The organism is Chryseobacterium sp. BGA-UO-ETr-SB22, assembly GCF_059567885.1.
In genome coordinates this window covers 376343-402724 of the sequence record NZ_JCAQOV010000005.1, presented here as the reverse complement: position 1 = coordinate 402724, position 26382 = coordinate 376343, and the positions used below count along the sequence as shown (strand labels likewise).

At 35.1% G+C, this 26382-nt stretch carries 25 protein-coding genes and 1 tRNA gene; 14 read left to right on the top strand and 12 right to left on the bottom strand.

The genetic code is table 11. The features are described from left to right. Position 1: 1 nt before the first annotated feature. The 7 genes from AC57AW_RS09135 (at position 2) to AC57AW_RS09105 (ending at position 7233) form a co-directional block, all read left to right on the top strand. Positions 2-2797, top strand: a complete 2796-nt coding sequence (locus AC57AW_RS09135; RefSeq protein ID WP_496351606.1) for a hypothetical protein — start codon at positions 2-4, stop codon at positions 2795-2797. A gap of 7 nt (positions 2798-2804) precedes the next feature. After that, complete coding sequence (locus AC57AW_RS09130; protein ID WP_496351605.1) at positions 2805-3458, top strand: hypothetical protein; 654 nt, start codon at positions 2805-2807, stop codon at positions 3456-3458. A gap of 21 nt (positions 3459-3479) precedes the next feature. Further along, on the top strand, positions 3480-4583 hold the full coding sequence (locus AC57AW_RS09125; protein WP_496351604.1) for an SH3 domain-containing protein: 1104 nt from the start codon (positions 3480-3482) through the stop codon (positions 4581-4583). 13 nt (positions 4584-4596) lie between these two features. Continuing rightward, positions 4597-5073 carry a hypothetical protein gene (locus AC57AW_RS09120; protein ID WP_496351603.1) on the top strand — a complete coding sequence of 159 codons (477 nt, stop codon included), beginning with the start codon at positions 4597-4599 and terminating at the stop codon, positions 5071-5073. A gap of 50 nt (positions 5074-5123) precedes the next feature. Further along, positions 5124-5678, top strand: coding sequence for a hypothetical protein (locus AC57AW_RS09115; RefSeq protein ID WP_496351602.1), 555 nt, complete (start codon positions 5124-5126; stop codon positions 5676-5678). Between the two features lie 18 nt (positions 5679-5696). Continuing rightward, a complete protein-coding gene (locus AC57AW_RS09110; protein WP_496351601.1) occupies positions 5697-6149 on the top strand; it encodes a hypothetical protein in 453 nt (150 codons plus the stop codon). A 241-nt stretch (positions 6150-6390) separates the two neighbouring features. Continuing rightward, a complete protein-coding gene (locus AC57AW_RS09105) occupies positions 6391-7233 on the top strand; it encodes a prephenate dehydrogenase (protein ID WP_496351600.1) in 843 nt (280 codons plus the stop codon). A 114-nt stretch (positions 7234-7347) separates the two neighbouring features. Here AC57AW_RS09105 and AC57AW_RS09100 read toward each other — a convergent pair whose 3' ends face one another. Further along, a complete protein-coding gene (locus AC57AW_RS09100; RefSeq protein WP_496351599.1) occupies positions 7348-8766 on the bottom strand; it encodes an L-serine ammonia-lyase in 1419 nt (472 codons plus the stop codon). 182 nt (positions 8767-8948) lie between these two features. Between AC57AW_RS09100 and AC57AW_RS09095 the strand changes: the two genes are divergently transcribed. Beyond that, a complete protein-coding gene (locus AC57AW_RS09095) occupies positions 8949-9527 on the top strand; it encodes a Crp/Fnr family transcriptional regulator (RefSeq protein WP_496351598.1) in 579 nt (192 codons plus the stop codon). A gap of 60 nt (positions 9528-9587) precedes the next feature. Then, the gene (locus AC57AW_RS09090; RefSeq protein ID WP_496351597.1) at positions 9588-10211 is read left to right on the top strand and encodes an FMN-dependent NADH-azoreductase; all 624 of its coding nucleotides are present in this window, start codon (positions 9588-9590) and stop codon (positions 10209-10211) included. Between the two features lie 84 nt (positions 10212-10295). Here the strand turns inward: AC57AW_RS09090 and AC57AW_RS09085 are convergent, their stop codons facing one another. The 6 genes from AC57AW_RS09085 to AC57AW_RS09060 all read right to left on the bottom strand — a co-directional run bounded on the left by AC57AW_RS09085 (position 10296) and on the right by AC57AW_RS09060 (position 15659). Next, positions 10296-11639: an ammonium transporter gene (locus AC57AW_RS09085; RefSeq protein ID WP_496351596.1), complete on the bottom strand. Its 1344-nt coding sequence runs from the start codon at positions 11637-11639 to the stop codon at positions 10296-10298. 102 nt (positions 11640-11741) lie between these two features. Further along, positions 11742-12389, bottom strand: a complete 648-nt coding sequence (locus AC57AW_RS09080; protein ID WP_318848267.1) for an alpha/beta hydrolase — start codon at positions 12387-12389, stop codon at positions 11742-11744. A gap of 125 nt (positions 12390-12514) precedes the next feature. Beyond that, the gene (locus AC57AW_RS09075; protein WP_047381173.1) at positions 12515-13141 is read right to left on the bottom strand and encodes a YceI family protein; all 627 of its coding nucleotides are present in this window, start codon (positions 13139-13141) and stop codon (positions 12515-12517) included. 78 nt (positions 13142-13219) lie between these two features. Beyond that, positions 13220-13786: a YceI family protein gene (locus AC57AW_RS09070; RefSeq protein ID WP_496351595.1), complete on the bottom strand. Its 567-nt coding sequence runs from the start codon at positions 13784-13786 to the stop codon at positions 13220-13222. Between the two features lie 143 nt (positions 13787-13929). Then, the gene (locus tag AC57AW_RS09065; RefSeq protein ID WP_496351594.1) at positions 13930-14979 is read right to left on the bottom strand and encodes a glucokinase; all 1050 of its coding nucleotides are present in this window, start codon (positions 14977-14979) and stop codon (positions 13930-13932) included. A gap of 116 nt (positions 14980-15095) precedes the next feature. Continuing rightward, complete coding sequence (locus AC57AW_RS09060) at positions 15096-15659, bottom strand: hypothetical protein (protein ID WP_318848270.1); 564 nt, start codon at positions 15657-15659, stop codon at positions 15096-15098. 334 nt (positions 15660-15993) lie between these two features. On the opposite strand from AC57AW_RS09060, the gene AC57AW_RS09055 reads away from it, so the two are divergent. After that, positions 15994-17376: a DUF1800 domain-containing protein gene (locus AC57AW_RS09055; RefSeq protein ID WP_496351593.1), complete on the top strand. Its 1383-nt coding sequence runs from the start codon at positions 15994-15996 to the stop codon at positions 17374-17376. Between the two features lie 173 nt (positions 17377-17549). Next, complete coding sequence (locus tag AC57AW_RS09050) at positions 17550-18734, top strand: DUF1501 domain-containing protein (protein ID WP_496351592.1); 1185 nt, start codon at positions 17550-17552, stop codon at positions 18732-18734. A gap of 340 nt (positions 18735-19074) precedes the next feature. Here AC57AW_RS09050 and AC57AW_RS09045 read toward each other — a convergent pair whose 3' ends face one another. From AC57AW_RS09045 to AC57AW_RS09035, 3 genes are all read right to left on the bottom strand, one after another. Next, entirely contained in the window at positions 19075-19212 is a 138-nt protein-coding gene (locus tag AC57AW_RS09045) for a hypothetical protein (protein ID WP_496351591.1), read from the bottom strand. Positions 19213-19275: 63 nt separating this feature from the next. Further along, positions 19276-20295, bottom strand: a complete 1020-nt coding sequence (locus tag AC57AW_RS09040; protein ID WP_318848274.1) for a helix-turn-helix transcriptional regulator — start codon at positions 20293-20295, stop codon at positions 19276-19278. A 72-nt stretch (positions 20296-20367) separates the two neighbouring features. Continuing rightward, positions 20368-20703, bottom strand: coding sequence for a HopJ type III effector protein (locus AC57AW_RS09035; RefSeq protein ID WP_496351590.1), 336 nt, complete (start codon positions 20701-20703; stop codon positions 20368-20370). A 751-nt stretch (positions 20704-21454) separates the two neighbouring features. Between AC57AW_RS09035 and AC57AW_RS09030 the strand changes: the two genes are divergently transcribed. The 3 genes from AC57AW_RS09030 (at position 21455) to AC57AW_RS09020 (ending at position 24464) form a co-directional block, all read left to right on the top strand. After that, a complete protein-coding gene (locus AC57AW_RS09030) occupies positions 21455-22255 on the top strand; it encodes an RtcB family protein (RefSeq protein ID WP_496353877.1) in 801 nt (266 codons plus the stop codon). Positions 22256-22355: 100 nt separating this feature from the next. Next, positions 22356-22466, top strand: a tRNA-OTHER gene (locus AC57AW_RS09025). 243 nt (positions 22467-22709) lie between these two features. Further along, the gene (locus AC57AW_RS09020; RefSeq protein ID WP_496351589.1) at positions 22710-24464 is read left to right on the top strand and encodes a hypothetical protein; all 1755 of its coding nucleotides are present in this window, start codon (positions 22710-22712) and stop codon (positions 24462-24464) included. Positions 24465-24950: 486 nt separating this feature from the next. Here AC57AW_RS09020 and AC57AW_RS09015 read toward each other — a convergent pair whose 3' ends face one another. Together AC57AW_RS09015 and AC57AW_RS09010 are read right to left on the bottom strand one after the other, a co-directional pair. After that, a complete protein-coding gene (locus tag AC57AW_RS09015) occupies positions 24951-25505 on the bottom strand; it encodes a histidine phosphatase family protein (RefSeq protein ID WP_496351588.1) in 555 nt (184 codons plus the stop codon). Further along, a complete protein-coding gene (locus tag AC57AW_RS09010) occupies positions 25490-26272 on the bottom strand; it encodes an adenosylcobinamide-GDP ribazoletransferase (RefSeq protein WP_496351587.1) in 783 nt (260 codons plus the stop codon). The genes AC57AW_RS09015 and AC57AW_RS09010 overlap by 16 nt, the downstream gene beginning before the upstream one ends. Positions 26273-26382 lie beyond the last annotated feature (110 nt).

Here is a 26382-nt window from a genome sequence, read left to right as displayed (position 1 = left end):
CATGACAGGAACTATAATCGGGAATCAGAATCCTCTGGTAGGAACAACGTATACCTACGAAATAAAACCTTTTGGACTATCATTCGGCCTAAAAGGAGATTATGAATGGTATCTATACAAGAAGCAGAAAAACGGAATATGGAAAGACATTACCAACAAGCCTAAAAAGGGTGAAAAGGTAACGTACAGATTCGGAGAAATAGGCCTGGGTATAGAATTTCAAATGAAAGTCTATGAGATTAAAAAAGGGATTTTACCCGGCATGCCTGCCACCCAACAACTTGCTGGCAGCTGTATATTAATTCCGACCAGTGATAAGGTTTCAAAAATAGAGAAAGTGATTCTTTTCAACAGAGGGGCAAAAGATGCCAATAAGGCAAGTTACCGCGATACTCTTATTGCACAGGCACATTGCATTGCGATGTTTAATAAAGAGATCGAATTTCATCTTTGGGAAGATGATGCGCCAGGAAAAGGTCACGATGCTAATATCAATAAAAATAACCGTCATACAAGAAGTTACAAGGCTCGGGTCAATGAAAAAGGGATTGCAGAAGTACCAATTCCCCTGATGTCTGATGAAAAAATTCTTCGTCAGATGGCCAATCAGTTTATGATGAAAGGTGACAGGAATGAAGGCGCTAATCATGAATATTATGTTACCGCAACTTACTCCGGAAAAATCCAGGGAGCCAGCCAGGTAAATGTAGATGTAGCCAATCCTGATTATAAAGGACAGCCTCAAAATCAGCCTAAACCTAAGCCTCAGCCCGACACTCAGACCCCAAAGTTTCCTACAAAACAAGGAGGAGCACCCAAACAGCCGGATCCTAAGGGTAATATTATAGAAGCTCTTTTCATTGATGATACTGGAAATGAACTGTCTAAAGTAACTGTCGGAGATAAAGTAAGAATAAGAATCCACTCCAAAAATATGGTGGGGAAACACATCCAATATGTAGTTTGGGAATATGATTCCACTTCCAATGATGAAGTTTACAGAAGTGGAAATATTAAAGTTCCTGCTGATGTATGTGACACTTCAGGATTTATCATTACAAAAGCTATTTTTGAAAAAGGAGTAGACTCCCCTATCGGCGACCCTGACTCCGATAAACAAAATTATTTTATAGAAATCATCTCAAAAGATCTTTCTGCAGAATCTCAAAAATTTGGGGTAAATTCGGAAGGCCTAATGCAAGTGGAAAAGGTGAAGAGTGCGGCGGGGGTACAGAAACAGCCGAAAAATAAAGCAACAGGAGAATGTTTTTGTAATAGAGATTTTGAAGAAAAAGATGTGAAACAACTTGTTAAGTTTCTAAAAGGAACTGAAACGATTTGGGAAGGACAAGCATTAAAAGGAGGTAAAAGAGCTACTTGCAATATCAGTGACAAATCTTTTGCCACCCTTACAAAAGCATTAAATTCTGCATTCAAAAAGTATAATATTAATACCTGTATTCAAAAGATACATTTCCTTGCACAAACTTGTGAAGAAACCGGTACCTTCGCTTTATCAGAAGAAACAAAAAGTGATTACCTATCAAGTCAAAGTATTTATAAAGGGCGTGGGTTACTACAACTAACCGGTGTCAGAACTGATGAGAAAGATTTAACAACTTTATTTAATAAACCAGGACCTTACAAAGATTATGCGGATTATAAAAATGATCAAAATATTGTGAAAAATCCGAGCATTGTTGCTAACAATGTAGATTATTGTATTGATAGTGGAGCTTGGATTTGGAGTGTTAATAAAAAAATGCCCAAAGCTCCTTCTCCCGCTGTAGATCGTTGGGGTATAGAAACATCAGAAAAATCACTCAATCAATTAGCTTTATTTGGTGATAAATATTTAGAATTGATATCTGTTCTTTTAAATGGAAGAAATGAAAAGACAAAAATGCCTAACGGATGGGAAAAAAGAAAAACCAATTATAATATCTTAAAAACTGGTTTTTTCATGTATGACAGATTTCACAATGATAATAACAAGCCCGCCAACGCAAAGGATATTGTTACTTATCATATTTATGCTGACGGAACAGTTGAACGCCATATTCCTAAAAAAATTAAATCTGGATATGAAAAAAAATACAAATATGTATATCATGATAAAGATAAAAAAGAACACGAAATCTGTATAGTTGACTGGATTGAAATAGATAAGGTGGAACGTCAAAAACCTAACCCTACTTCAGTTCCAAAAGGATATATCTCTCACGACTCCTTTAATATTTCTGGAGTCAACCAAAAAAATGTTTACAAATATAGTGATGGTTCCATCGTTGCTTCTGGTAAACCAGGAGAAGGTAGTGGAACTATTTTAAGAAAATACATTAAATCAGGAGGAAAAACAATTATTGTAAAAATACCAGATCCTTTGAGTTATAATTCCGGAAATTCTAAAATTAATCTTGTCTTTAAAGACACAATTAGAAAGTATATGGGACGAGATCATTTTGCCTGTTTGATTGGGGCATTAGCTGAATCAGGCTTTTCTCAAGTAACATCAGGAGGAGCTGCAATGCAAGATGGAACTTGTTTTCCAAGTGTCTCACATACAAATGGTAGTAGTATAGATGTAGCATATTTTACACATGCCAATACACAAAAATTTATTAATTCAATGATTAAATTTGGATTTAATTATTTTTTAGCAGGGACGGGAATGAGTTTTTCAAAACCTAAAGGTTTTAATGGAACTCTTGAAGGAGGGCACTCTGATCATAATGGCCATTTACACGGAGGTGCTCCTAAATCATTAAGTATAAGTATAAAAGAAATAAAAGAATAAATTTAAAATGAGAAACTTAGTTTTTTTATTAGTATGTATAATCGTAGGAAATATTTCATGCAAAAAAAATAGTACTGAGCATAATTTTGAGAAACACTCCCAAGATACTATTGAATCACAATATGAAACACCATACTTTGATGATGATAATATTAAAGATAAAGCTGTAATTAAGGCAAAACAAAATACGGAACTATCTAGTTTTATACTATCCATATACTTATCTTCATTGAACAAAACGGTTGAAATTCCCATATTAAATAATAGTATTCTATACAACAATACTGAAGCAGATTATTATTTAAGTGATCCTATTATTAAAAATAAAATAATTACCATTCGAGTAGATTATGCCGATCAAATTACAAAACCAAATATTTCTGGAGAAAGAAAAAATCTAATTGAAAAAATAAAATTTAGGTTTGATACTAAAAACAAAAAAATACAAGTTATTGGATATGATTTAAGCTATACAAAAGCTAAAAAAAATTATTCAAAATCATTTAATTTTATTACAGGCAAGTTTTATTCTACATCATCTTTTGACGGCAAAAAAGAAGAAGCATCTGGTTGGGCTTCAGAGCTTCAAAATATATACATAGAAAATTTGAACCGTGATTTTTTCAATAAACTTTTATTACACGGAAATGAAATTGAATAAAAGCTTATAAATAAAAACACATTGATAAAATCCCTTTTAATTTTATTATCACTTATATTACTTTCATGTTCAGGCAAGCAGGAAGAGAAAATAATAGAAAAAGAAACTGAAATAATTGAAAGTTATTTCACCCATCATAAATTCAAAAATACCAAGGAAAATTTTGATAAAATAAACATGGATCTACTTGGCATCAAACCTGATAAACTTCAAGACGGATATAATGATATTTTAATATTCAATGAAGCTACCAATTATCAGATATCAAAAGAAGGAAAATATATTAAAATAGGTAATGATATTCTACCTGATTTAGATAATGTCAAAGCAAGTATAAATAGTAATCAAAAACATCCTTATTTTGAGGAATTATTAACCCTAAACAAAATTATTTACCAGAATGACTTGACCTCAATCTTAAATGTAGCATCTAAAAATCCAGACCTTGCAATCGATTTAGTAGTTATGTTTAACTATGAAAAAAATGAAGCCATTTTTAATTCTGCGGTTAAAAATATCCAAAGCTGGGATGATATCGAACAAAGTTCTAGGCTATCATTTGTATTCTATAATAACACTACAAATTCATTTAAAATTAGAGAAAAGCTATTGGAAAGTTTAAAATCCAAAGATTCTTTTCTGTATGCACTAACATCTTATTTAACTGATAATAAAGACAATATCACAAAAGCAAATGGTATTACACCTGCTTCATTAGAAAAGGCTATTGCCTATCTTTTACAACTTGGCTTTACCGGTAAGGAAAATGTTGATATTCAATCCGACAAATCATACTTATTATTAAGTAATGTCTATGTTTCTCACCCAGAACTAAAGGACTCTTTTCAAAAAAACAAATATTATGGTTATCCATCTCTTGAAAAATACTCCAAAGAGTATGGACTTTTACAGGAAGATAATCAAGAAAAAGCGTATTCAATAATAATAGATCCTGATGGTTTCACTAACCTAAGAAAAGAAAAAAATACATCATCTCAAATTCTTCAAAAAATTAAAACCGGAGAACAGGTTGAAGTTTTAGATCAAAACGGAGATTGGTGGTTGGTAGTATCTAAAGAAGGTAAAAAAGGATATGTCCATAAGACCAGGATAAAATCGGAATAAGTAATTTAAACAAATGATAAAAAACTTTTTAATTTTACTATCACTCATATTTCTATCATACTCATGTGAACAGAAGAGAGAAGAAAAAAAAGATAACCATACTAGTCAAAGTGTTGAATCTGATTTAGAGAAAAATACAGGAAGTATTTCGTCATCAAAACGACAGATTTCAATTCCATTAGGAGAATATTTTGTAACCAATGAGAAGTTGGATGATTATGGAATTTCATTGAAAATTGATAAAGATTCTATCATTTATACAGAATCCGGAAACATGGGGAAAATGTATAATCAATATTCACTTCAACAAGATAAAACTGTTGATGGAAGAGTATTTTTAAAATATTCACAGGTAATTAATGGATATACAGGTGATGCAGATAAACCACCTTATTTCGGTACTCTTCGATATGATAAAGGTAAATTATTATTTGAAAGTGAGTACACAGAAAAAAGATATGGATTAAAAAATGTAATATTAAAAAAATAAATAATCCTTACTGTTTCCAAATGTTTGAAAATTAAGATAAATGCACAATGATGAAAACTTTTTTAATTCTATTATCATTCATATTTCTCTCATGCTCATGTGAACAGAAGAAGCAACAAAAAGATGTTTTTATAAAAGACAATACAAAATCAAACAAAACAAACTTTTTAATTACTGAAAATGAAATTTCGTCTTCAACAATAGTAAAAAAAGCAGATTCTATAACAATTCCTAAATCTTCTATTTGGTCAACTGATTGCAAAGCTGATAAATTCATCAGTATTAAGAGAGATATTAATAATATACAGTTCACAGTTCCTGGAAGATTTTCTATGAATGCTCAATTAAAAAAAATGGGCAATAATAAATATGAATTTTATTTTACCGATTTTCCTCCAATTATCCCTCTTCCAGATGAAATGCAAAACTGGGAAAATTTAGATAACAAAAAGGCAGTAGGCTATCTTCAAATAATTGATGAATCTAAAATAAACTTAACCTGGTTTGGTTTTTATAGTAAAAAAACTAAGAAAAATATACAAACTGAAAATCCTTTCAATAAAGAACATAATGTTCCTGCAAGCCTTATTAAATGTTCTGAATAAAATATTTGACATTAAGTTATGAAATATCTTTTACCCTTAATATTGATATCGTTTGTCCTTTTTAGTTGTGAAAGGAAAATTGAAAATTCGAAAAATAAAATTCCGAAAGCTCAGCAGACTCAAAAAATTTCTGATACAATCAAAAACAATATTGATTTTTGGAAAGGGGAATATCACTTTGAAGCTTCAAATAGAGACGAGGCAAAAACTATTTTTAACATCACAATAAATTCTCTTGAAGATATTTCTATAGATATTACTGAAGAAGGAACGACAAATACATATTCTAAATTAAAGGCTGAAGAAATTAACCATCAAAAAATTAAAATAAAATATGATGATTCTCCTGAGGAGATGGGAGTTATTTACATTGAAAAATCAGATGACAATTACTTTATTTCAGGAATTCCAATATACTTCATCAACCCCGGAAATAATGAAATGCCACTACAAAAAATTAAAAAAGAATAATCTACTATAGTCTAAATAGAAAAAACAAAAAAGTACATCATCCATTAACACCATCTATATACAATTTAGAAAAGAAATTTCGTTTCATTAAAAAAATATTTATACCTTTGCTTTGTGATTTTTAACAACGGAACATATTATTATAGAATTTTTACCTCAGCTTTGGGATAGGATTCTTATGAATATAATTTAAAACCTCGTCCTAGGGACGAGGTTTTTTTATTTTAAAAAATTTAAAAAGATGAAAATAAGTATTATTGGAGTAGGATTGATTGGAGGTTCAATGGCTTTGAAATTAAGAGAGAGAAACCTGGCCAGCTTCATCTACGGAATCGATAACAATACACAGCATATTAGTGAAGCATTAGATCTTAAAATAATTGATGCAGGAGCAGATCTGGAGGAAGGAATTAAAAATTCGGATCTGATTATTCTTGCCATCCCAGTAGATGCTGCCAGAAAAATATTGCCGTCTGTTCTTGACCTTGTATCTGATCAGCAGACTGTAATGGATGCCGGTTCTACAAAAGCGGGAATCGTAAACGCTGTAAAAAACCATCCGAAACGCTCAAGATTTGTAGCGTTTCACCCGATGTGGGGAACAGAAAACAACGGTCCGAAATCCGCTATTGCAGAGAGTTTCTCAGGAAAAGCAGGAGTAATATGCAACAAAGAGGAATCTGCAGATGATGCACTGAATACCGTAGAAAAAGTAGTCAATGCCCTTGACATGCACATGATTTACATGGATGCAGAAGCTCACGATGTCCACACCGCTTATATCTCCCATATCTCCCATATTACGTCTTATGCCCTTGCCAATACGGTACTCGAAAAAGAGCGTGAAGAAGAAACGATTTTTCAGCTTGCCAGTTCTGGTTTTTCAAGTACGGTACGTCTTGCCAAGTCACATCCGGAAATGTGGGTTCCTATTTTTAAACAAAACAAAGAAAATGTATTGGACGTTCTGAACGAACATATTTCCCAGCTCAGAAAATTCAAATCCGCTCTGGAAAAGGAAAACTACGAATACCTTGAAGAGCTGATTACCAATGCTAACAGAATCAGAGGAATTTTAAGATAAAATTCCTTTATACCATACTAAAGACCGAACGGTTTTTACTTTTATTTTATTAAGAAACCCTTAGTCAGTAATGTCTAAGGGTTTTATATTTTTAAATATGATGTACAATTTCTATTAACATTCCGGAACGTTGACTGCAATCGCCAATCCGCCTTCAGAAGTTTCTTTAAAACGGTCACTCATCGATTGAGCTGTTTCCCACATCGTCTGGATCACCTCATCTAATGTTACTTTTGCCTTAGTAGGATCACTTTCCAATGCAATATTGGCTGCTGTAATGGCTTTCATCGCCCCCATTGTATTTCTTTCAATACATGGAATCTGTACCAGCCCTTTGATTGGGTCACAGGTTAACCCAAGATGATGCTCCATAGCAATTTCTGCCGCCATTAATACCTGTCCGACACTTCCGCCCAGGATTTCTGTAAGTCCGGCTGCTGCCATTGCAGAAGATACTCCGATTTCCGCCTGACATCCTCCCATCGCTGCAGAAATGGTTGCATTTTTCTTGAATAATGTTCCGATTTCTCCTGCTACAAGCAGGAATCTTACAATATCATCCTCACTGGTAAATGGCGTAAAAGCCTGTGCATACATCAATACCGCCGGAATTACCCCACTCGCTCCATTGGTAGGTGCTGTAATAATTCTTCCGAAACTTGCATTCTCTTCATTCACCGCCAGCGCAAAACAGGCAATCCATTTGTTGATATTTGTAAAGTTCTCTTCAGCATCAACAACCTGCTGGAACCATTCGTCTTTATTTTTATAAATTTTGTCTCCTAACAGTTTTCTGTTGATTCCAGCAGCTCTTCGGGAAACATTCAGTCCGCCTGGAAGAATCCCTTCCTTATTCACTCCTTTGTAAATACATTCTTTAATCTGCTGCCAGATATAAAGCGCTTCCTGTCTCGTTTCTTCCTGAGTTCTCCAACTCTCTTCATTCATGAAGATTAAATCTGAAATCTTATCAAACCCTAGCTTCTCACAATACTTTGCAATATCCGAAGCTTTATGACATGGGTACAAAGTACGTACACACTGCTTTTGAATAGAGTTTTTTTCCTGGCTGGCAATAAAACCACCTCCTACAGAGTAAAAATCCTGTACAAGCTCGGTTCCGTCTTCGAAAACAGCTCTGAAGATCATTCCGTTCGGATGAAAATCAAGGCTCTTTTTCATATTTAAAATCAGGTGATGTCCGTAAACAAATGGAATAATTTTCTCCCCTCCAAGATTAATGGTTTGAGTACTTTTGATATAATCTATTTTCTCATCAATTTTTGAAGTATTGATCGTCTTAAAATCTTCTCCATTTAACCCAAGCATTCCTGCAATATCAGTTCCGTGCCCGATTCCCGTTTTTGCGAGTGAGCCAAAGAATTCAAGAAAAACCTCTTTAACTTCTTCTATTGATCTTTCTCTTTTTATAATCCTGATAAATGCAGCTGCTGCATTCCAAGGTCCCATCGTATGCGAACTGGACGGGCCTATTCCTACTTTAATAATCTCAAAAACCGATATTGATTCCATAAATGATTCGTCATTTTCCTCTAAAACAAAGATACATGATAAATCCTAATATATGCATAGCAAAATCTTAGATTTATCTGGTTTTTACAGCCCATAAAATAAGTACTTTTGTAAATGAACTGATAGTAACAATATCAATCAGATCTATCATTATATTGTTCTTTTTAATTATTTTTTTTTAAATGGAAACATTAATTAAGAGTATTCTGCAGCATGTCCCGCTAACTCCGGAAGAAATAGCCTTATGCAAAAGTTTCTGGACAGAAAAAACATTGGAAAAAGGTGATTTTCTATTGAGAAACGGAGAAATCTGCCGCCATGACAGTTATATCATTTCAGGAGTTTTAAAAGCTTTCTGCATCAATGAAGAAAACGGAAATGAAGAAATCCTTTTTTTAGCCATTGATCATTGGTGGGCAACAGATATTTCCAGTTTTTCAAAACAAAAGCCCTCCATTTATAATATACAGGCTGTAGAAAAAACAAAGCTCTTGCAGATCAGCCATCAGTCTTTTCAAAAAATGCTGAAGGAAATTCCAGCGTTAGAAAAATACTTCAGAATTATTCTGGAAAGTTATCTTGGAACCCTTGAAAAAAGAGTCGTATTTAATCATATGCACAAAGCAGAACAAAAGTATCATGATTTTCTGGATACTTACCCCGATATTTCCTCCAGAGTCCCGCAGTATCTGATTGCTTCCTATTTGGGAATCTCAGCAGAATTTATCAGCAGAATCAGGAAAAAAAATAAATCCTCTTGAACTAGATCAATTTTTCAGGAATAAATAATCAGGAATTTTGCTGGTATAAATTCTTAGCAAATGAAAATATTGATTATTAATGCCAGTGTAAGAAATGAGAGATCTTACAGCAGAAAACTTACACAGCTTTTCGTTGAAAACTGGAAAACCAGATATCCTCTTGATACTTTCACCTACAGGGAAGCAGGAACTGATAGTATTCCTAATATTGATGAATCCTGGATCGCAGGAGCATTCAAAAAGTCTGCAGACAAAACCGAAGAAAACCAAAAGCCTTTACAACTCAGTAATGAACTGATAAAAGAACTCAAGGAACATGACGTATATGTGATTGGAACTCCCATGTATAACTGGTCTATTCCATCCGGATTAAAAGCTTATATCGATCAGGTAATGCGGATTAATGAAACCTGGAAATTCAGATCCGGAGTGCCGGATGGTGATTACGTGGGGCTTCTCGAAAACAAAAAGCTCTTTATTCTGTCAACCCGGGGTGATACCGGATATGGTGAAAATGAAAAGAACGGACACGTCAATTTTCAAACGACTTACCTGAAACATATTTTCGGGATCATGGGCGTAAATGATGTCACCATTCATTCCTTAGATAATGAGGAATTTGGAGGTGAAGTCTTTGAAAAATCTAAAAATAAAATCTTTGAAACGATTCATTCAATTCAATAAATCATTTTGATTTTACTATATCACTCAGGAGACTTTTCTCAAAAGTCAAATAATTGGATTTTTGAGAAAAGTTTCCTGTTTTTGTCAGCTGAAACTTTCCTCATGCTGAGAAAGATCAAGCCCTTTATTTTCAGAATCTTCAGAAACTCTTAATGTAATTATGGAATCTGTAAGTTTATATAAAATCAATGAACCAAAAAAAGTAAAAGCAGAAACTAAAATCAATGCAGCCATGTGATGAAGGAAAACATCAATTCCTCCATGAAGCAGACTGGCTTTTTCACCGTGGGCAAAAATAGCGGTAAGAATCATTCCCATAATCCCTCCTACTCCATGACAGGCAAAAACATCCAATGTGTCGTCTATTTTCTTTAATACTTTCCAGTTGACCATCACATTAGAAACCACAGCAGCAATAAATCCTATAAAAAGACTTTCCTGAATACTCACAAAACCACATCCGGGAGTAATTGCCACCAGCCCTACTACAGCGCCTATACAGGCTCCCAAAGCGGAAACACTTCTCCCATTGATTCTGTCAAAAAATATCCATGTCATCATCGCTGAAGCAGAGGCTATTGTAGTTGTTCCAAAAGCTGTAGCTGCAGAAGCAGAAGCACTTAATGCTGAACCTGCATTGAAGCCAAACCATCCAAACCACAACATTCCCGTTCCCAGAAGCACATACGGAATATTGGAAGGTTCATGATGGGGATTTTTTCGGTTTCCTACCACCAAAGCTCCGGCAAGTGCTGCAAAACCGGCACTCATATGCACTACGGTTCCACCTGCAAAGTCTTTTACTCCAAAATATTTATTCAAAAGACCGTCAGGATGCCACACCATGTGACAAAGAGGGGTATAAATAAAGAGACTAAAAAGAACGATGAATAATAAATAAGATATAAAACGAACCCTTTCTGCAAACGATCCGGTAATAATTGCAGGGGTAATAACCGCAAATTTCATTTGAAATAAAGCAAAAAGGATAAAAGGAATAGTGGGTGCCATCATTTTATGAGGCAGATTACCTACTCCGCTAAAAAAGGGATAACTTAATGGATTTCCAATGATTCCGTAGTGTTTGCCAGCAATTGTAATGCCCAGAGATTCACCAAAAGACAAAGAAAAACCGATCACTACCCACACCATAGAAATTACGCCTAAGGCGATAAAACTCTGTAACATGGTAGAAATCACGTTTTTTCTGCCAACCATTCCTCCATAAAAGAAAGATAGTCCGGGTGTCATCAACAGAACGAGCCCTGCTGCAGCCAGAATCCAGGCTACATCTGCGCCTACAATTTTATCTTCACTTAAAAATTCTCCGGTATCCGGAATATCCGCAGCCGGATTCCAGAATAAACCACCCACTGCAACGAGTGTAATCACTGAGAATGAAACGATCCATTTTAATCCTATTTTCATGAAATTTACATTTAACCCTATCAAATTTAAATATAAATTATATAAAAATCACATTTTTAAAACAAATACCCCTTAAAAAAAACCATTTAAGTGATAATATTTTTATTTTTCACAAAATACTTCATTCAATATTTTTGAAACTTCTTTAGATTTTGTAGCGGGAAAAAGATGCGTTCCTCCTTTTATTACATAATCCGGCTTGGAATAACGAATTGGAAAAACAATGTCTTTATCACCCAGGATCTGAATCACATTGGGATTTTCTTCAAACTTCCATTCAGAAACTTTTTCTACAGACCATTTCAGGTAATAAGGATCTCTTACTTTAAAATACTGCAGAATTTTTGGATTTTTAGGATCAAATAGCTTTCGGATAACAGAGTACACATTCGCGGCTTTATCATTGAACAAGCCTACAGGCAGTATTCTCGGAATTTTGGTCACCTCGCCTGTCCTGATGAATTTTGACTTTTCTTTATCAGATTTTATACTTCCAAGGATGACTACTTTCTCCGCAGGTTTCAATAAATTGATCTCCTGTACAATAATTCCTCCGAAAGAATATCCCAACAGGCAGAACGGCTCAGAATCATCTACTTTATCCGCCATTCTTTTAACATAAGCATCAAAAGGCTCATTTTTTTCAGGGATGAGCCAATCTATAAAAATTAATTCATAGTGTTTGGGAAACTCTATTCTTTCAAGGACCTTAAAGTCTGCTCCCAGACCGCTGACGATATAAATTTTCATACTACGAATTTATAAAAAATACAGGGAACAGAGAATGGTTGTTACAAATCTTTGAAGCAGAAGAGGCATAAAAAATGAGCAGCTCTGATGAACTGCTCATTTTGTATATTGATCGTGTATTAATCTTATTTTTTCTTCTTTGGAGCTCTATTCTCGTTATCCAGCATTTCTGTAGTAACTTTGAATTGGATATCCATTTCGTTCTTAATGAAATAATCTTTCAATGAAGACTGATAGAATACTTTAAAATCTCTTCTGTTCAGAGAGAACTTCGCAGATTCAATAGAGGTTGTGAACTGAGTAACGTATACATTTGCAGGGAAAGAAATTGTTTTTCTCACTCCTTTAAGGGTAAGGTCACCGTATACTGTAGAATTGTATTCACTGTTTGCTAAAGGAATAATTTTAGTCAAATGGAATTTTGCAATAGGGAATTTTTTTACTTCAAAGAAGTTTGTGCTTTTCAGATCATTGGTAAGTTTAATTTGATCTTCATCAGAAACATCTCCAGCCATCATACTCCTCATATCTATTACAAATTCTCCATCTACCAGAACCGTGTGGTCAAAGTTGAATTTTCCGCTTTTTAGCTTTACCGTTCCTGAGTGGGAAGAAGCTTCAGTTTTCACCACCTTATACCCCCACCATCTGATCTCTGATGAAGTCACTTTTGCAACCTTATCAAATTTCTTTTGGGCAGAAACAAATGATATACTTGCGCACACCATAGCAAACAATAGTAATCTTTTCATTCTTTTTTATTTACAATTCAACAAAAATAAAAAAAAGTGTAGAACTTCTACACTTTTAATAATCTTTTTTTGATTAATTTATTGAGCAGTTACTTTTACAAGCATTTCAATATCATCTTTCACAAAAACATCCTGCATTGTAGACTTGTACGCTACATCAAATTTCTGTCTGTCGAAAGAAAATTTGTTAGACACTAAGCTTACTACTCCTTTGCTGTAAGAAATCTTAGCAGGGAAAGTAACTGGGCTTGTTTTTCCTTTTACAGTAAGGTTTCCTGTTACAAGAGAACTGTACACTTTATCGTTGTTTTTCTTTACTCCTGTAATTTTGAAACTTGCTGTAGGGAATTTTTCAACCTCAAAGAAGTCACCATTCTTAAGGTGTCCGTTCAATTTTTGTTGATATTCACCTGTAAGGTCAGTAGAACTGATAGAAGTCATATCCAAAACGAAGCTTCCGCCTACCAATTGGTTTCCTTTCATGATCATATCTCCAGACTTCACTTTCACTGTACCGTCGTGAGAGCTTGCTTCAGATTTTGCTACTTTGTATCCCCACCAGTGTACATCAGACGCTACTACTTTTTTTGACTGTCCGAAAGCTAAACCACCAGCTAAAACTGCTAATAAAAATATTTTTTTCATTGAATAGAGTTGTTTACTTATTTAACGAGACAAAGGTAGGTATCTTATCCAATAGATTTCATTGATGTACATCAATAAAAATTATTATTTTCATGAATAATATCATCCCATAAAAAAACTCCGAATTTCTTCGGAGCTGTATTTTATACTTGATAGTAAGCTGTATAAAGTGCTATACCATTTAATGCAGTGTGATTTTGCTTGACCAGATAGATCGGAATATTTTTAAGCATTCCTTCCATTTTATCACTGATCTTGAATTTTTCATAGAATTTTGCCTTATCAATATATTCTCTTACCATCTGAGGAATATCTCCTGCAATCAGTAATCCTCCGGTAGCTTTTACTTTTAATGTCAGGTTATTGGCTTCTCTTGCCAGAAACTCAAGGAAAGTATCTAAAGCAATTCTGCAGATCAATACATTCTCTTCGATTGCCGCTTTGTAAAGTTCTTCCACAAAATTCCCTTGTGCAAGACGCTCACTCAACCATTCCGGTTCAGGATGTCTTTTCACATCTCTTAAGAATCTGTAGATATTGAACAATCCTGACTTGGAAAGTACATTTTCCCAGCTTACAATACCATAGATATTATTCAGGAACTGGTAAAATTCAACTTCTACATTGGTTCTTGGGGAAAATTCTGAATGCCCTCCTTCTGTTGCGAAAGGTCTCAGGTATTTTCCGTCAAAGAAATATCCAGCTTCACCTAGTCCGTTTCCGGGAGCAAGAACTGCTACATTTCCTTTTTCAAGGTGTCCGCTTGTATAAATAGCTTCAAGATCGTTATCTTCAAGAAGAGCCATTCCGTAGGCAGAAGCTTCAAGGTCATTCAGCATGTCTACTTTTTCAAATCCGAAATCGCGGGCATATTCTTCAACATCTAAATTCCATCCCAATCTTGCCGGGCTGCTTTTTCCGTCAAGTACAGGACCTGGTACTGCCATTCCCAGACGTTTTATATTCTGCAGCTGATTATCCTGAATAAACTTCTTTAAAATATCTGAAAAGGAAGCATATTCTTTGGTTGCAAATTTATTTTGTACTTTTATCTCAAGACCTCCGTTCCCGGAAACAAAATAGCCTAAGATCGTTACATCTTCACGAAGACTTGCTCCGATGATAGAAACATTATCATTATTACTGTTTTCTACTCCTGGTAAATAAAGTGGAAATTTTGGATTCAGAATCATAACCTCAAATTTTACCAAATATAATAATTGTTTTTGTAAATCCTGCACAGAACAAAAAAACCTTTCCACTTTCGTGAAAAGGTTTTGGTTAATAATTGTTTATATATTAAATCTAACTACTTTCCTAATGGAATATTGTAACCGAATCCTACACCGATATTCCCCACATTATAGTCCTGACCGGCTAAATCTCCTTTTGTACCTACAAAAACCTTTTGGTATTGTACGAAGAAGTTCCAGTCTCTGTTGTGGTAACCTATCTCCGGTTTGATGTAGAACCCTCCGTTTGCTCTCTCAACATTAGTGTTGGATGCCACTGTTTTGTCCCCTACCAAGAAACCATATCCTAAGTCTGTTCCAAAATAGAACCCGGTTTGTTTCGGATAAATTCTGATTAAAGCAGCTACAGGAACTACTCCAACATCATTGTTTTTATATCCGTTGTTCTCTTTTCCAAAGTAGTGAGTATATCCTGTTGCGATACCTAATCCAAATCCTGGTGTAATCAGGTTTTGATAAGCTACATCCACTCCTACTGCAGCAGAAAGATTATCTGAGGGAACTGCTAAACCAACATTTGCACCTACTTTGATCATATTATTCATTTGAGAACTTTGGGCGCTTGCTATACCTGCTGTTAAAATACCAGCCAGTACTATTGCTTGTTTAAACATTTTCATAACTCTAATTTTTAAATTTTACTAAACAAGAGGATGTAAAAATCATGCCAAGCAAGGGTTTTTCTTTGATTTTAACATCATTAAAAACCATAAAACAATGAATATCAATGTATTATTTTTAACAAAATTTAAATATTTGTTTAACAAAAATTATCAAAAAATTGATCTTGAAAAGTGAATTAAGGAAAAATTAAGATTGAAATTAAAAGTAAGTAAACCATTAATTTATTCATACTAGTTGTAACCTCCTTGATCATCATAATATTAACAATCCTTAACCCGTTATTATTTTTAACCTTTTTCTTTAAAGTTTATCAAAAAAAATAAATTCCTCATGACAGCTGATTCATTATTAAAAAACAAGCATCTGCTTTGGCGGGCAGGTTTCGGTGTTGGCATTCATCAAATTGATGATCTGAAGAACAAAAGCATTACAACATTAATGACTGAATTATTGAAAGAGGACAGCTTCAGTGAGATCACTTATGATACACCTGATCAGGATTCAGCAGCAGATTACATGAACAGTACCGCTCCTGCAGACAAGAAAAAAGAAATGCAGCGGCTCAACAGGGAACAAAACAATGAACTGAATCTCAATTTTCTGAATACCATCGTAAACAGCAAGGAACAGATGAGGGAAAAGATGACATTTTTCTGGCACGGACATTTCGCCTCGCGTGTAGTCAATCCAAAGTTTAACAAACAGCTTTTAAATACCATCCGAAAGAACGCACTGGGAAATTTCAAAGATCTGCTTTTTGAAGTGAGCCAGTCGCCAGCCATGCTCAATTTTCTGAATAATCAACAGAATAAAAAGGATCATCCTAATGAGAATTTCGCCCGAGAGGTCATGGAACTATTTACCATGGGAAGAGGCAATTATACTGAAAAAGATGTAAGAGAAGGCGCCAGAGCCTTTACGGGATGGAGCTATGACAAAGAAGGAAATTTTAAAGAAAGAAAAAATCTGCATGATGAAGGTTCCAAGACTTTTCTAGGGAAAACAGGTAACTTCGATGGAAGTGACGTGCTCAATATTATTCTGGAGCAGAAGGCAACCGCTCAGTTTATTACAACGAAGATCTATAAATTCTTCGTTAATGAAAAAGTAGATCAGGATAGGGTCAGCAAGCTGAGCACCAATTTCTACAATTCCGGATATGATATCAAAAAACTGATGACTGAAATATTTTCAAGCCCCTGGTTTTATGATCAGAAGAATATCGGCAACAGGATAAAATCTCCTATAGAGTTGATGGCAGGCATGATGCGGATACTTCCTATGCATATTCAGAATCCTGAAAACCTCATCGTTTATCAGAAATTATTGGGACAGATGCTGCTTTATCCACCCAATGTTGCAGGATGGCCTAATGGAAAATCATGGATAGATAGTTCTACTCTGATGCTGAGGCTCCAAGTACCACAGATCTGGTCCGGACTCCGTCCTTTGGAATACAGTCCCCGACAGGATGATGATATTGATATGGGAATGAAATCCCGCGAAACAGCTTTAAACAAAAGCTTTAAAAACCCGAACATTACGATCGACTGGGAGCGTATTGAAAAGCTCTTCGCCCATAAAAACTGTGAAGACTATCTTCTTCAGAATACCCAAAGTCTTGATATGAACTCTGTAAAGAATTTCTCTGACAAGAGTATAAAAATGAATGTCATCAACCTGATGTCTACCCCGGAATACCAGTTAATGTAGGTTGGAGGTTTTAGGTTGTGGGCAGCAGGTAATATCGGCCACAGTATAGTTTAGCACCATTTATTATTTGCTGCTGTAAAATTTTTATAAAACAAACAATAGTAAAAATATAGACAAGTTCTACAACCTATTACATATTACCTATCAACCACCTTTACCCTAAAAACAAAATTATGCTAATCAAAAGAAGAGAATTCCTCAAAATAAGTTCACTGGCTACAGCTTCTATGCTGATGCCGAATTTCTTAAAAGCGATGACGCTTGATGAAGCTCTGAATCCCAATCAGAATATATTGGTGGTTCTTCAGTTTACAGGGGGAAATGACGGTTTAAATACTATTATTCCTGCTAAAAATGATATTTATTTCAGGGAAAGGAAGACACTGGCCATTCAGGATTCAATACCATTGACTGATGAAGCGGGGATCAACCCGTCTCTCTCCTATTTTAAGGAGCTTTTTGATAATGGAGAACTTTCTGTGATGAATAATGTAGGCTATCCTAATCCCGACAAATCTCATTTCCGAAGCATGGATATCTGGCAGTCAGCAAGCAGAAGTGATCAGTTTCTGGAAACAGGATGGCTGGGACGTTTTCTGGATGAAGAATGCTACCGCTGCGACCATCCTACCCAGGCGCTGGAAGTGGACGATATGCTAAGCCTTGCCTTAAAAGGAGAAAACAATAAAGCTTTTGCCTTTAAAGATCCTAAAAGACTCTATCAAACCAGTCAGGAAAAATATTTTAAATCTCTCTATGACCATCATCACGATGATGAAACCGTCTCTTATCTTTATCAGACTCTAGGTTCTACGATTAATAATGCAGATTATATCTTTGAAAAAAGTAAAGCCAAAAAGACGGAACAGGTTTATCCTAATTCTCAGTTGGGAAAAGACTTTAAGACCGTAGCTTCTTTAATAAAATCTGATATCAATACACAGGTTTATTATCTTTCGATCGGAAGTTTTGATACCCATGTCAATCAGAATGACAGACAGAAAAAATTATTTAATGACATTAATGAAGCTGTAACATCATTTGTTGCCGATATGAAAAACAACGGACTCTTCAATAATATCCTGCTGATGACCTTCTCAGAATTCGGACGTCGTGTGGCACAGAATGCAAGTAACGGAACGGATCACGGAACTGCCAACCAGATGTTTTTTATCAGTGGAAACCTTAAAAAGAAAGGCCTTTTGAACGCGCTGCCGGATTTACAAAATCTGAATGAAGGTGACCTGATCTATAAAGAAGATTTCAGAAAAGTATATGCTACGATTCTGAAAAACTGGCTTAAAGCGGACTCTTCTAAAGTGTTGGGATGGAAAGATGGGATTTATGATTTTGTTTAGAGAAACCCGTAAAAGTCACGAAAGTTTTTTGAATACTGTTTAGATTCCTACGGAATGACACAATTGGAATGATAATCTTACCCGTACAGTTTGTCATTCCGTAGGAATCCAGCCAATATCAACTGTCAAAAAAATGCATTGAAGAAAACGTACCCATAACAAATCTTTGAGTTAAAGGCACAAGAATTCCCCTCCTCTGGAGGGGTGGCGAAAATTCAAAGAATTTTTGACGGGGTGGTTTTCAGCGTTTACCAAAAATACCCATTAACAACAAAAAAGAGACTGTACATACTTATGACAGTCTCTTTTCAATAATTATAAATTTTAACTACTCTTACGTTTAAGCCGTAATCTGCTTTGTCTTTTTTTCTTTCTGATCTTCTTTTTTATCAAGTTTCTCAGATATTTTTTTTACAATATATTCTATCGCTATGGGTGCTATAATTGCAATTAATGCTTTAAATATTCTTGATTTCATAAACTTATTTTTGTGTGCTTAAATAATGCAATTTCCAAGCCAAGATAAAAAAGAGCAGGAAGTTTAATTCTCCTCAGGAATCACCAGATTCTGATAGTTTTTACTTCCTTCATTGAATTTCTCTTCCATTTTCACCCTTAATTTTTTAGGCTTATGAACAATCAGAGAGTTTCCGAATCCCAGCAATAACCTTTCCAGCTCAAAATTGATCTGAACACAAATTTTAAAAAGTGTCCCTTCATGATCTTCCTTAATAATCTCCTGGCTTTTATGCAGCGGCTTGGTCTTCACATAGGGAGCATTTCCAGAATCTACCCAGAAAACTACATTTCTAGGTTCCATTGTTTCTGCAACGGTAACTCCTACAATATCTTTGAAATATTCATCTCCATCCAGATCCTTATCAATATACGGAAGACTTTCATCTGTTTCAATACTTTCCATTCTGTCCAATGCCAGATTGTACATTTTCTGTTTGTAGAGGCAGATCAGAAACCAGCGGTTGTTGAATTCCTTCAATAACTGTGGATGTACTGTAAATATATTGGATTCTCTTGCTGTAAAGCTTTTGTAAAGAATCTTCAGTACTTTTTTATTCGCGATACTTTCATACAGGATGTCAATATGCTCCAATCCTTTCAGCTGTTCATTTTTATCCAGATGAATAATGGATTTCTGATTGGTTGCCTGAATAGAGTCTTCCAGTTTCTGAATGACACCATTCATCTCTTTGAACATGGAAAAGTCCTTGAACTGTTTTAAAATCTGGACTGCATTGTTCATGGCCTTCAGATCACTTTCATTCACAGAAATATTATGAATACTATACTCAGGATCATTGTAGCGGTAATATTTTCTTTCGTATACTTCAATAGGAGCTTCATACCCGAATTTTTCACTCCGCATATTCTGAAGATCAAGCTGAACCGTCCGTTTACTTACATAAGATTCTTTTCCTTCAAATTCAAATAATGCTTCTGAACATTCGTCAATGAGATCTTCCAGTGTATATTTCCTGTATTTGTTTTTAAGACATTTATCTAATGTTTTATACCGAATCAGGGCGTTTTTATTGGATGACATACCTTAGTGTTTAATGATGGTGTTTTTCAATAAGCAATTCACTTATTCTGTTTCTTGCTCTTTTCTAAAAAGCTATTTTCCCTTTAAGGCATTTTCGTCAAAAGTAACTCCCTCCCAACCAAACTTCATAAAGTTTCGGATATTCTGATGATCATTTCCCTCAGGGTTTTTCAATACATCTTCCCTGTAGAATTCCCCAAAAAGCCAAAGTGTTTCTTCTTTGGTAAGATCCTGAATGCTTGCAAAACTGAAAACTTTACACGAACCATTGTTCTGTCCTGCCTGATTTGTTGTATCCCCATTTTGAAAAGCGGTAGGAGTAAATTCATAATGATCATCAATGTACGCGATAACATCGCCAAACTGGATCGTTTCCGGGAAATGTTTTAATTGTTCTAATAGTACCATAGCTGCAGATTTTAATTTTGTTTTATAGTGTTCAGGTTCATGTGCCAATGTATAAATCAGCTTTTTGCCCCTTTTTATAACTTTTTTGTAAAAATAATTAAAATTTCTTTACCTACGCAAAACTATTGCGTAATAACGCAATTACTTTGCATCATCAAAATGAAACAAAATGGAATTTAATGGAAATCATTTAATCGAATTAGGATATAGACCAGCAAAATGGTTTAAAGATGCCATTAGCTATATCAACGAGAATAATCTGGATGAACATCAGATCACAGAATATCTGGTACAGTTCAAACAGCCGGATATTATTCCGCTTCATGAAACAGCTAAAGATTTTATGATCAACATACGTGCTGAAAATGAAAGTGAAAATGATAATGTGGAAAAAGTAATCAGAACCATGAAAGTACTGATGAAAACCCCTACACTAATTGGTGGAGCTGTAATGCCTGATGCCTGCCCTACAGGTCCTGAAGGTCAGATTCCGGTAGGAGGTGTGGTAATTGCCAAGAATGCTATTCACCCGGGATTCCATAGTGCTGATATCTGTTGTTCTGTAATGCTGACGGATTTTGGAAAAACCAATCCTAAAGATGTTTTAGATGCAGCGCATTCTATCACTCATTTCGGATATGGAGGAAGACCAAGAGGTGAACAGATGCCGATGTCTCAGGAACTGATGGATGCTTTCAGAGAAAATGAATTCTTAAATGATGAAAAACTGATCAGCATTGCCCGTTCTCATATGGGAACTCAGGGGGACGGAAACCACTTCCTATTCGTAGGAATTTCCAAAAATACAGGAAATACGATGATGGTAACACATCACGGATCCAGAGCTCCGGGAGCAGCCTTATATGATAAAGGAATGAAAACGGCTAACCGTTTCAGACAGGAAATCTCTCCTGAAACATTGAGAGAGAACGCCTGGATTCCTTATGATACTGAAGAAGGTAAATCTTATTGGGAAGCGCTTCAGCTGATCAGACAATGGACAAAAGAAAACCATACTTCCCTTCATGATGCCGTTTTGAATAAGCTGGCAATGGAGAAAGAAAACAGATATTGGAACGAACATAACTTCGTTTTCAAAGATGGAGATCTGTTTTACCATGCAAAAGGAGCGACTCCGCTGGATGATAAATTCATGCCTGATATCACGGGACCTAGATTGATTCCGTTGAATATGGCAGAACCAGTGCTGATTGTTCAGGGGAAAACGAATGAAAGAAACTTAGGTTTTGCACCACATGGAGCCGGAAGGAACTTCAGCAGAAGCCAGCATAAAAGATCATTGGCTCATAAAACAACTGAGGAAATCTTCAACGAAGAAACAGAAGGATTAGATATCCGTTTCTACTCCAATGAAGTGGATATTTCTGAACTTCCGAGCGCTTATAAAAGTGCTAAGACCGTAAGAGCACAGATTGAAGAATATGGACTTTGTGAAGTTCTGGATGAAGTGATGCCTTACGGATGTATCATGGCTGGAGACGTGCAGAAAAACGCTCCATGGAAGAAAAAGAAGAAATTCAGAAAAGCATAATTTTTAATTTAATATAACCCTCATGGGTTTTCAAAAAAACTAATAACCAGCCTTGCAGGTATAAAAGCCTGTAAGGTTTATGAAAACTTTTCATACGGCAGGAGCAGTAGCTCAGATGGTAGAGCAACAAAATTACTTTTCGCTGCAGGCAACTAAAGTTCCTATAAATCACCAAGATTGTGGGTCACAGGTTCGAGTCCTGTCTGCTCCTCAAGACAATGAAAATGCTTATATTAACCTATTCATTTTCATTAGTTAAAAAAAATTAAGGCAAAGAAAGTTCCTATATTTCCAGATTTACTTTCCGCCTTTTTACAAATTATAAGGCAAAGGGAGTTCCTATATTTTTTTGGATAAATTACTCCCCGCTTTTTATAAACTATAGGTAAAAGGAGTTCCTATACCCTTCACTTTTAATGAATCTACTCCTCACTTATTTTTTAAAATTAAAACAATGAAAACACTACAATTATTCAATGCTGTATTGGCCAAAGAATCGAATGCAGAGCCATTTATTTCTAATGATGGTTTTGTTATTGAACCTCATGCAGTTTGGGCAAAAAATGAAATTATTTCTTATTATGCCAAAGAAAAACTGAATGGAAATGATTTGAATAAAACTTTCCATAAATCCTGGGAGAAAATAAAGAATACTTCCAGAATTGAATTGTTTTTTGAACAGATTAAACATTATATTTCAACCTATGGAAGTAATTTTCAGAGTGAAATTTACATTCCTAAAGAAATATTGAATGTTCCTGATACAAAGTTGATTTTTAAAGTAATCAAAGCTTATACGGTAGAAGAAATGCAGGAAAAATGCCTTTCTCTTCTGAAGTCCGGTATTGCTTTAAAAGAAGAAACCATTGATGATTTGTTGTATATTCTGCATACGGAATTAGACTATGATTTCACAGGAAAAGAAAATATCAGAAATAAGGAAGCCATTATAAAAATAGCCGATCTATACGATATTTATCCTGAAAATCCTGTTGAGTTTTTCCGTTATGTTATTTATAAAACGACCAATACAACGCTTTTAATCAAAAATGATGAGTTGATTGATTTAATTAAGCAAAGTAATTTTAACCCAACCTATCTGTTTGAAAGCTTTGGTATGGAAAAACTGGCAGAAATTTTTAACAGATTCAAACCTTTATTCCTAGCTTATAAAAACAGAGCTCCGAAAGCGGTTAATAAAATTTCGAAGCTTTCTAAAGTAAACCATAAGCCATTGGTCTCAAATCCACTGAATGACGCTACAAATACATTGCTGGAAAACAGCGATTGGCATTGGCTGGAAAATGCGACACCGTTTGCATTATTCAAAGCATTGTCAGCGTGTTACTCAAGAATGTATGGTCAGGATACTTTTGTCTATAGAGTCAGAAACGGAAAATCATGGGTCAAAAAAGGTAAGGAAACTTACGTGAATCAATTTAACTATGATTTTATTTTAGATTTTCTGAAACTGAAATATGAAAACCTTTCCGGAAAGAAATTCTATTTCCCTGAGAATGTAGAATTTGCTTTACCAACTTCTGAAAAAATGTTTGTTGGAAATATTCCTACCGGAACCCGTTTTTATGGTGAAAGACTGGCAGTAGGTATTTATTGGGAAGATCAATGGGGAGCCAATGACCTTGACCTTTCAGGATTGAATATCGCCGGAAAAATAGGTTGGAATGCTGCTTATAATCATGGTGACGGACAATTAATGTACTCCGGAGATATGACATCTGCTCCTAACGGTGCCGTTGAATACCTTTACGCCAATAAAGGACATTGTGCGCCAACACTTGTTATGAATAACGTTTTCAGTGGAGATGCCAATTGTGGATATAAAATCGTGATCGGAAAAGGAGATAACATTTCTTACGATTATATGATGAATCCGAACAACCTATTTGCCGAAGCAAGATGTAATTCTGTTCAGAAGCAAATGATTCTGGGAATGCTGATGACAAAAAATGAAAAGCAATGCTTCGCGCTATTGAATTTCGGAGCCGGTCATTCTCATGTTTCAGGAAATACAGAAGTATCTACGATGGCAACAACGGCTTTGTACCAGCAATGGTTTGAGGCGATGTCCTTCAATGAGCTTGTAAAAGAGCTTGGAGCAGAGATTACGACAGAAAAGTCTGAAGCTGATTTTGATTTTTCACTGGAAAGCCTGGAAAAAGATAGTTTTATCAGGATTTTTAAATAAATTCTATGACGTCATCTGATGATATCGGGTGGCGTTTTTTTGTGGAGAGACAACTTTGACCACCCCGTCAAAAATTCTTTGAATTTTCGCCACCCCTCCAGAGGAGGGGAATGTTGCATCTTCAGTTGAAACATTACTCAGAATTGTAATTTCCCAATTAATTTCACTGATAACGCAGGCTGGATTCCTGCGGAATGACAAACTGTACGGGTAAGACTATCATTCCAATTGTGCCATTCCGTAGGAATCTAGCCTACAAAATTCAGAATTAGCTTATGTATTCTATTACAAAGGATTTAAGTTTCGGCTAAAGCCTATTGAAAAACTAATATTAATCAAACGGACTAAAGTCCGTTCCTATTGAAGATTACATTGCCTGGATTCCTACGGAATGACAAACTATATGGGCAAGACTATCATTCCAATTGTGTCATTCCGTAGGAATCTAAACATCATATTTTAATTAATAAAGAACTTTTAGAGTGACTATACATTCATCTTTTTAACAGAAAAGATTCCTTCATTGATATTAATGATGACTTTTTTCCCATAATCAATCTGAATATTGAACATATTTTCAAGCGGAAACTGAAGTACAGCCTGAAGGATCAGACGAATGACTCCTGCGTGGGTAATGATGAGAACCTTATTGACATTGTTTTTCTGAATGAGTTCATTCCAAAAGTTGAGAACACGAGTCTGTATTTCAAGGAGATTTTCACCTCCTGAAGTTTTTACATTGATAAAATCTTTATACCAGGGATTGATTTCTTCTTCCGGAATATCGGTCCATTTTTTCAGTTCCCAATTCCCGAAATTCATTTCACGAAGCCTCTCATCTGTTTGATAATCCAATTTAAAATAATCAGCCAGAAGATGGCATCGCTGGGAAGGACTTGAGACAACTATATCATAATTATCATCGATCTCCAATGTTTTAAAATCTTCAATACAATCCTTACGTAATGGCATTTCAGCAAAACCATAACACAGGTTTTCCTGATTTTCTACAGCAGTATGACGGATTAAATGAATTTCCATGCGATCATTGTTCCTAAGTAAAATAAAACTTCACAAACCTGCTGCACAGATCCCAAACAGTCACCTGTATAACCGCCAATATGCTTTTTAAAATACCATCCCATGTATATTTTGCCTAAATAGGCCAGCGCAAAAGCAAAAATCAACCGCCAGTCCGGAATCAGGAAAAAAGCAATTAAAACGCTGATAAATCCTACGAGTAAAGCCATTCCATCCAAAGGTTTATTGGCCAAAGGTTTTGATTTGCTGGCATCAATATCAGTAACATATTCGTGGGTATAAATCATTGTTCCTGAAATAAACCGGCTTGCTGTATGCGCTAAAATAATGATGCCGAGAACTCTAACTGGCGCTATCATTCCCAAAGCCTGGATGCCATAGAATTTCAACGCAAACAATAGAATAATTCCAATGGTTCCATAGGCTCCTACCCGGCTGTCTTTCATAATAGTCAGAATCTTTTCCTTTCCATATCCACCTCCGAAACTGTCGCACATATCTGTAAAACCATCTTCATGAAACGCTCCGGTCAGCAAAACACTGGAGATCATCATTAAAACAATCCCAATTTCCAGATTAAAAAGTATCGTGGAAAGATACAAAACCACTGCATTGATGAGCCCTATCACTAATCCAACCCATGCAAAATACTTTTGAGATTTATTCATAATCTCACTGGAATATGGAATGGTAAACGGAACCGGAATTCTTGTGAAAAACATCAGTGCTGTTGCAAAGTAGATCAGCTCATTCTTAAGGACTTTCATTGTTTTTTAGATATAAAAACCAGGATTAATCAATTTCAGTAAAAGTAGGAAAGCTTTCAGATATGATCAAAAGATAAATAGGAAAAATAAAAAACATGAATGTTATCACC